The sequence below is a fragment of the Halomonas urumqiensis genome (assembly GCF_003028575.1).
Lineage (GTDB): Bacteria > Pseudomonadota > Gammaproteobacteria > Pseudomonadales > Halomonadaceae > Halomonas > Halomonas urumqiensis.
Genome location: NZ_PYUD01000016.1, coordinates 1 through 7625 on the forward strand (window position 1 = coordinate 1; position 7625 = coordinate 7625).

The 7625-nt window shown below is 57.9% G+C and carries 8 protein-coding genes and 1 riboswitch; of the genes, 2 read left to right on the forward strand and 6 right to left on the reverse strand.

Annotation, left to right across the window (positions count from 1 at the left end; all coding sequences use genetic code 11):
* Both C6V82_RS17845 and C6V82_RS17850 read left to right on the forward strand, forming a co-directional pair.
* A partial coding sequence (locus C6V82_RS17845; protein ID WP_107164750.1) for a transketolase family protein occupies positions 1–1385 on the forward strand: 1385 nt, incomplete at its 5' end.
* Between the two features lie 150 nt (positions 1386–1535).
* Positions 1536–1708, forward strand: a riboswitch (FMN riboswitch).
* Between the two features lie 76 nt (positions 1709–1784).
* A complete protein-coding gene (locus C6V82_RS17850) occupies positions 1785–2264 on the forward strand; it encodes a 6,7-dimethyl-8-ribityllumazine synthase (protein WP_102587860.1) in 480 nt (159 codons plus the stop codon).
* A gap of 249 nt (positions 2265–2513) precedes the next feature.
* Here C6V82_RS17850 and C6V82_RS17855 read toward each other — a convergent pair whose 3' ends face one another.
* From C6V82_RS17855 to C6V82_RS17880, 6 genes are all read right to left on the reverse strand, one after another.
* Positions 2514–3230: a FadR/GntR family transcriptional regulator gene (locus C6V82_RS17855; protein ID WP_102587861.1), complete on the reverse strand. Its 717-nt coding sequence runs from the start codon at positions 3228–3230 to the stop codon at positions 2514–2516.
* Between the two features lie 74 nt (positions 3231–3304).
* Positions 3305–4063 (reverse strand): SDR family NAD(P)-dependent oxidoreductase, encoded by a 759-nt coding sequence (locus C6V82_RS17860; protein ID WP_102587862.1) that lies wholly within the window; start codon positions 4061–4063, stop codon positions 3305–3307.
* Positions 4064–4068: 5 nt separating this feature from the next.
* Positions 4069–4923 (reverse strand): sugar phosphate isomerase/epimerase family protein, encoded by an 855-nt coding sequence (locus tag C6V82_RS17865; RefSeq protein WP_102587863.1) that lies wholly within the window; start codon positions 4921–4923, stop codon positions 4069–4071.
* A 12-nt stretch (positions 4924–4935) separates the two neighbouring features.
* On the reverse strand, positions 4936–5817 hold the full coding sequence (locus C6V82_RS17870) for an NAD(P)-dependent oxidoreductase (RefSeq protein WP_102587864.1): 882 nt from the start codon (positions 5815–5817) through the stop codon (positions 4936–4938).
* A 10-nt stretch (positions 5818–5827) separates the two neighbouring features.
* Positions 5828–7087: a TRAP transporter large permease gene (locus tag C6V82_RS17875; protein WP_102587865.1), complete on the reverse strand. Its 1260-nt coding sequence runs from the start codon at positions 7085–7087 to the stop codon at positions 5828–5830.
* On the reverse strand, positions 7084–7625 hold a 542-nt coding region (locus C6V82_RS17880), incomplete at its 5' end, for a TRAP transporter small permease (protein WP_146157045.1). The genes C6V82_RS17875 and C6V82_RS17880, both read right to left, overlap by 4 nt.

Below are 7625 nucleotides of genomic sequence, written 5' to 3' on the forward strand. Positions count from 1 at the left end.
GCTGGCACGTGGTGCCCCAGGTCGACGGCCACAAGCCCGAGGAAGTCGAGGCGGCCATCGCCCTGGCCAAGCAGCACGACGACAAGCCCAGCCTGATCATCTGCAAGACCATCATCGGCTTTGGCGCACCCAACAAGCAGGGCAAGGAGGAGTGCCACGGCGCGGCACTGGGCGAGGACGAGGTGGCCGCGGCGCGCGTCCAGCTCGATTGGCCCCACGCCCCCTTCCATGTCCCCGAGGATATCTATCGCGGCTGGGACGCCTGCGAAGCCGGCAAGGCTCGCCAGGATGCCTGGCAGGCGCGCTTCGATCGCTACGCCGAGGCCCACCCGGAACTGGCCCGTGAATTCGAGCGCCGCGCGCAGTGTCAGCTGCCGACCGAATTCACCAGCGAGGCGATGGTGCAGCGTGCCCAGCAGCAGGGCGAGTCGATCGCCAGCCGCAAGGCCTCGCTCAACTGCCTGAACGAACTCGGCCCGCAATTGCCCGAGCTGCTCGGCGGCAGTGCCGACCTGGCACCCTCCAACCTGACCTTCTGGAATGGTGCCAAGGCCATCACACCGGAAACGGCAGATGGCAACTACCTGCACTATGGGGTCCGCGAGTTCGGCATGGGCGCGATCATGAACGGCATCGTGCTGCACGGCGGATTTATCCCCTACGGTGCGACCTTCCTGATCTTCATGGAGTACATGCGCAACGCCGTGCGCATGGCCGCGCTGATGGGCAAGCGGGCGATCTACGTGTACACCCACGACTCCATCGGCCTTGGCGAAGATGGCCCCACCCACCAGCCCATCGAGCAGCTGACCTCACTGCGTTCGACCCCCAACCTGGCCACCTGGCGTCCCTGCGATACGGTGGAGACCGCCGCGGCCTGGGATGCCGCGATCAAGCGCAATGCCGGCCCCACCGCCTTAGTGTTGTCGCGCCAGAACCTGCCGCATCAAGCGCGCAGCAAGCAGCAACTGGCCAATATCCAGCGGGGTGGATACGTTCTGAAAGAGAGCGTGCTCAAGGACGAGGTGGTGACACCTGACCTTATCCTGATCGCCACCGGCTCGGAAGTCGGCCTGGCCATGGACGCCGCCAGCGAGCTCGAGGCCCAGGGCCATGCAGTGCGCGTGGTATCGATGCCCTCGACCGACCGCTTCAATGACCAGGACGCCGACTACCGCGACAGCGTACTGCCACGCGCGGTGGCCAAGCGGCTGGCCATCGAGGCCGCCCATGCCGACTTCTGGTACCAGTACGTGGGCCTCGATGGTCGCGTCATCGGCATGCGCAGCTACGGAGAATCCGCCCCGGCGGGAGATCTGTTCAAGCACTTCGGCTTCACCGTCGACAACGTCGTCAAGCAGGCGAGCGAACTGCTGGAATGCTGAAGGCAAAGACTAAAGGCAGGCGATTCGTCGTCGCGCCTTCGGTCAACGATTAAGGGCGCGGCCAGTAGGCCGCGCCCTTAATCGTTGGGCTTGCGTTAAAGTGGAGATTCCACCGCCGGGAGGGTATGATTTTGCGCGGCCGCTTATGGCCACTGTTCTCAGGGCGGGGTGAAAGTCCCCACCGGCGGTGGTGGTGCCTTTCAGCAAAGAGCACCCAAGCCCGCGAGCGCCCGGTGATTCACAGGCAAGCCTGTGCGCCGGGGTCAGCAGATTCGGTGAGATTCCGAAGCCGACGGTGATAGTCCGGATGGAAGAGAACGGCTCGAACGACGGGCGCCGAAGGCGCCTGGCGCGTCGATCCCGCATGCCCTGATTCTGGTGAAATCAACGAGGAAAACCATGAATCAGTCCACTCCCCCTCAGTCCCCCCGCATCGCCTTCATCCAGGCCAGCTGGCACGAGGATATCGTCGGACAGGCCCGCGAGGCCTTCATCACCACACTCGCCGAGAAACACGGCATCACCGCTGATCGGGTCAAGGTCTTTAGCGTCGCCGGCGCCTACGAGATCCCCCTGCAGGCCAAGCTGCTGGCCAACAGCGGGCGCTTTGACGCCATCGTCGGTGCCGGATTCGTGGTCGACGGCGGCATCTATCGCCACGACTTCGTCGCCCAGGCGGTGATCGACGGGATGATGCGGGTCCAACTCGACACCGAGGTGCCGGTGCTGTCGGTGGTGCTCACACCGCACCACTTCCACGAGCACGCCACCCACGCGACATTCTTCCATGAGCACTTCGTGATCAAGGGCCGCGAGGCCGCCGAGGCCTGCGCCATGACCATGGAGAACCATCGCCAGGCGCGTCGACTGACCGGCTGACCCTGCGGTGCAGCGCGCCCCCCGACGGCACTGCCCAGCATTGTGCCGGACAGTGCCGTCGCGGCATCCGTTGCTTCATCACATGCTCCAAACGAGCGATATTCAGTAGCGCCCTGCCGGGGGATGACGACGGTTTCATCACAGCTTCGCAGCACTGAGCGCTCATGGGTACATGCCCAAGACACGAAAAAGCGAACCGCCCATGCAGGCGGTTCGCTTGAAGAAAATCATGAACGGTCTTTTCAGCCGTTATTTCTCCACCGCGTCATCCATTTCTTGGCGATAGCTGCGCATGGTCTGCTGGTTCCAGGTTTCAAAATGCTGGTCCATGGCTTGCCGCGCCAGGTCACGGCTACGGGTCTTCACCGCCTCGACGATAGCTATGTGAGTCTCGTTGGTCTTTTCCTGGGCAACCGACGACTGCCTGGTGAGGACACGGCGCTGATGGAGCACTTTCTTCAGCACCGTGGATAGACCCTGAAAGATGATTAGAATGGCTGGATTTCTAGCCATGATGGCCAGTTGCTCGTGAAAATCGTAGTCCGCCTGAAGGCCTTCGAGCACATCCGTGGAGTGGACGATTTTGTTGCAGAGCGCCTCAAGCCTTTCCAGTTCCGGCTCGTGATGATTGACAGCAGCGGCCTGGACGATCTCGCGCTCGAACATCTCACGGGCGGATTCCAGATGATCTACGGAAATGTAATTCAGCTTGAGCGCCAATTCGAAATATAACTGGATGAAGACAGGCTCGGGCATATTCAGGAAGGTACCGCTACCCTGTTTACGCTCAATAAAGCCGAGATTCTGCAAGACTGAAAGAACGTTACGCACCGATGTCCTGTGCATACCGAAATGCTCACAGAGAGCCCTTTCGGGAGGAAGCTTCAAGCGGCCATCCCTGGACAGCTCGGAGACGGAGACAAATTCTTTCAACCTGTCCAGGATACTCGGATCGATAGCGCTCATATATCACCTGCTGCTGCCCGTGGAGAGATTGATCGTTCCCTGATGACACTCGCCCAAGGGCAGCATACCATTATTCAGTGGATGTGCATGCCACCATTCACATCGATTGTCGCTCCCGTGATGTAGTCGGAGAGGTCTGAGGCCAGGAACAGGAAAGTCTTGGCTACGTCTTCCGGCGTTCCGAGGCGGTTCAGGGGAATGCCCTCAAGGATTTTCGCTTTCATGGCATCATCTAGCTTGCCATCGGTAATGTCTGTGGCAATCAAGCCGGGCGTGACGGAATTGACACGTACCCCAAATACACCGAGCTCGCGCGCCATCGCCTTACCGAGCCCGAGCATGCCGGCCTTGGCCGCGCTATAATGAGGGCCTCCAAAGATCCCCCCGCCGCGCTGGGCGGACACGGAGGAAGTATTGATGATCGAACCAACACCTTGCTGCTTCATGATCGGCGTCACCGATTGCGACATGTAAAGCATACCGCGCAGGTTAACGTCAAGAATACGGTCATAGTCATCGGGCTGGATCTCTTCGAACTTGACCGGTTGCGTAATACCGGCATTGTTCACCAGCACGTCGATACGACCGAATTTTTCCATCACCTCACCGGCAACCCGATCACAATCGCCTTTACTGACCACATTTGCGGTCAGCACAAGACAGCGCTTCTCATCAAATAAGCCGCGCACTTCGTCGCAAGCCTGTTCATTGACATCAGTAATGACCACAGATGCCCCATGTTCATAGAACAGCTTAGCTGTCCGCAGACCAATACCATTGGCACCAGCGGCTCCGGTGACAATACACACTTTTTCTTCAAGAAACTTGGCCATGACAATCACATCTCCAATTTGATATTTTCAACCCAGTGGATTGAGCGAAGGATATTATTTTCTATCTCTTCCATCGGTACCGCTTGCTCCAATCGCCAAGGCTGGGCATGGCGATCACGCCGAAGACGGAAAGGAAGCTCCAGCGAAAAGGGAATACCTTCCATAATAAGTTTCCTGACAAGAGGCGTTTCATCGACATCGCCTTCTCCCAGGGGGGTGAAGACAGTCTCTCCATCGACTTTCGAACAGGACTTGATGTGGAAGTGATCTCCATTAGGGATGGCTGCCAGTGCATCAGCCAGAGGATCAACATCCGGGCAATGGGACAGAAGGTTACCCACATCGAAGTTGATTCCGAACTCTGGGACATTCAACTTGCTCAGCAGAGGGACAATATGTGCCGCGTGGTCGAACAGGTTGGCCACGCGGTTACCCGGGTTCTCCAGCAAGATGTGCATGCCATAATGCCTGGCTATGGCGGCAAGCTCATCTGAATGCGCCAGGAAGGTACTACTGGAAGCAATGCTCGCTGCATTAGTGATCACATGGGTAGCACCCAAAGCCGAGGCAAAGCGGCAGCGCGCTTCCAACCGTTGACAGGCATTGGTTTGTCCCAGATCGATGTGGCCGGAAAAATAACGGCACTCTTGGCCATTGCGGTGCATTTCCTCCTGCAACTCTCGCCCATAGGCAGTGGTCAAGTCATCGTCGGAGAAAGCTTCGACATACCCCTCGATGAACGCTACCTCGACATGCTTCACCCCGCAGCGGGCAAGAGAAGGAAAAATCTCGGAGAAGCCATAACCATCGTAGGCTGCGGTACTCACCGACATATAGCCGGACGTCGTTTTATTGCTCATGACTGTCTCTACTCATCCTTTCCCATTCAACAGCCGGTAGGTTTGAATCACCTGGCTATCGTCGAGCTTTCCTTCGCCGCGCTCGGAGGAAGCGACGAACAGTTGATAGGCGGCGTGTGCCAGTGGCGTATAGGCCCGGGACTGTTTGGCTGACTCGCAAACTATGCCAAGGTCCTTGCAGAAAATATCAACCACACTGGTTATCTCCTCTGGTGGCAGGATCATGCGTGGTCCACGGTCTTTGAGCATCCAACTGGACGCCGAGGAGCCACCCAGCATCTCGACCATCACCTCTAGGTTCAGACCATTCTTCTCTGCCAGGGCCAGTGCCTCTGCCGCCGCCGCGATATGTACACCGCACAGGAGTTGGTTGACCGCCTTGAAGGCTGCCCCCTGACCAGCACGGTCACCAGCATGGAAGATAGCGCCGCCGAGCACCTCGAACGTGCCGCGACAGGCCGCCAAGGCATCGGGATGCCCGGCAGCCATGATGGTCAGGGAGCCCTGCTGGGCGCCGACAACTCCCCCGGATACTGGGGCATCCACATAATGCAGATCATCACGGACTGCCTCGACCTCGTGGCTGATCCGGGCCGACTCCCCAGGCGATACGGTGGACATCTGCACGATACACGCGCCAGGTTTCAGCCGTTTCACCATGTCTCCATCGAACAGCAGGCTGCGTACCTGCTCGGCGTTTACGACCATAACAAACAGGCCGTCGGCCGCGGGAAGGTGGTTTTCCAGATCGCCCTTGGTACCCCCCTGTCGCTCGAACCGCTCGACCCTCTCAATATCGACATCACATGGGGTGACATCGATACCTGATGCGAGCATATTGCTGGCCATTGGCCACCCCATGGCGCCAAGACCCGCGAATATCACCTTCTTCATATTGGTTTCCTCAGTAGATGATCAGCGCGGGGACATAGGACACCAACAGCAACACAACCAATGCCACCAAGTAGAAAGGCAGCAGCTCCTTGACCACCGAACCGATCTTCTCCTTCGCTATCGCCGAAGCGACGAACAGGGTGGTACCGATGGGCGGCGTGAACAAGCCGATGCTCAAGTTGACGCACATCATGATCCCAAGCTGCACTAGGTCCAGACCGATAGCATTGCCAATGGACACCAACGTTGGGCCCAGCAGCAGAATAGCTGCAGGCAGATCCAGAAACATGCCGATCACTAGCAACATCAAGTTGATGGCAAGAATGATGAGCAGGGGATGTTGGAGATATTCTAATGCCCAATTTGCAACGGCCTGGGGAACGCCGCCAGACGTCAAGATATAGCCGATGATATTGGCCGCGGTGATGATCAACATAACGACGCCGGTGGTGATCACGGTGCTGGTCAATGCCGCCATGACCCGTGTGCCGGTCAAATCACGGTAGATCAGCGCACTAACCACGAGGGCATAGGCGACGGCAATGATGCTCACCTCAGTCGGCGTTGCAATGCCGGCTCGCAGTAACACCAAAATAAACACTGGCATCAAAAGAGCAGGTAGCGCACTTAAGAGCGTTGACCTGATTTCAGCCCGCGTGTGCTTCTCCTTAAGCCTTGGAAAGCCACGACGCCTACCGATGACGTAGCAGGCAATCATCATTCCACCGGCCAGCAACAAGGCTGGGATCACTGCGGCGATAAACAAAGAAGCGATCGAAGTATTGGATACTACCGCGAACAGGATCAACGGGATGGAGGGCGGCATCAAACCGGCGATGACGGAAGACGAGGCGGTGACCGCCGCGCCGAAGGCACCCGGGTAGCCTTCCCTCTTCTGCCAAGGAATCAACATGGAGCCCAGCGCTGAGGCCTCGGCCACCGCGGAACCCGACACCCCTCCGAAGATGGTCGAACCCACCACGGTCACTTGGCCAAGTCCACCATGGTACTTACCCACCAGCATAGAAGCGAGAGCGACAAGCTTTTTACCCAACTTGCCTGACATCATCAGGCTACCTGACAGAATAAAGAACGGTATGGCGAGCAACGGGAAGCTCTGGGTCGGCTGGAAAATCTTCATCACTGCCATGCTCGATGGCACAGAGTCAAACACCGATAGCGCAACCCAACCACTGATGACCAGGGAGTACCCCACCGGCATGGCCAGCAGCATAAAGATGATAAAACCCAGTATCATATGGACGGTCATAGCACTTCCTCCCCATGAGAGACTATGGATGCGGAGTGTTCGGCGTGACCAACCAGCAACATCATGATGTTGATCAAGGAGACGACCGCTAGAGCCGCGAATCCGACGACTACCGACCAATAGGCCCAAGACATGGCAATCTTGGTGGCGGGTAGCCGTTGATCACCGGCGATACCGATAATGTCCAGGCCGTAATAGGCCATTATTGCGAAGGCAACCATGGCCAGGGCGTTCGTAGAAAAAATAACTGAATTTCGGACCATCGCCGGCAGATGGTCGACGATCAAATTGATGCCGATGTGTTCGTTCTTGGCCGCAGCAGCGACAATGGCACTCATGGTCAGCCAAGGGAAGAACACGTTGGGGACTTCGGAAATCCAGACCAGGTTAGTGGATAAGACGTAGCGAACGAACACTCCCGTCATCAAGGACAGGAACATCGCTACGATAGACAGGATGGCGACCCACTTGGCTAGCCGGTAGATCGCCAATTTTGAGCTCACTAACAGTGAAGTGGCCTTGGCCACTCCACTGTTAC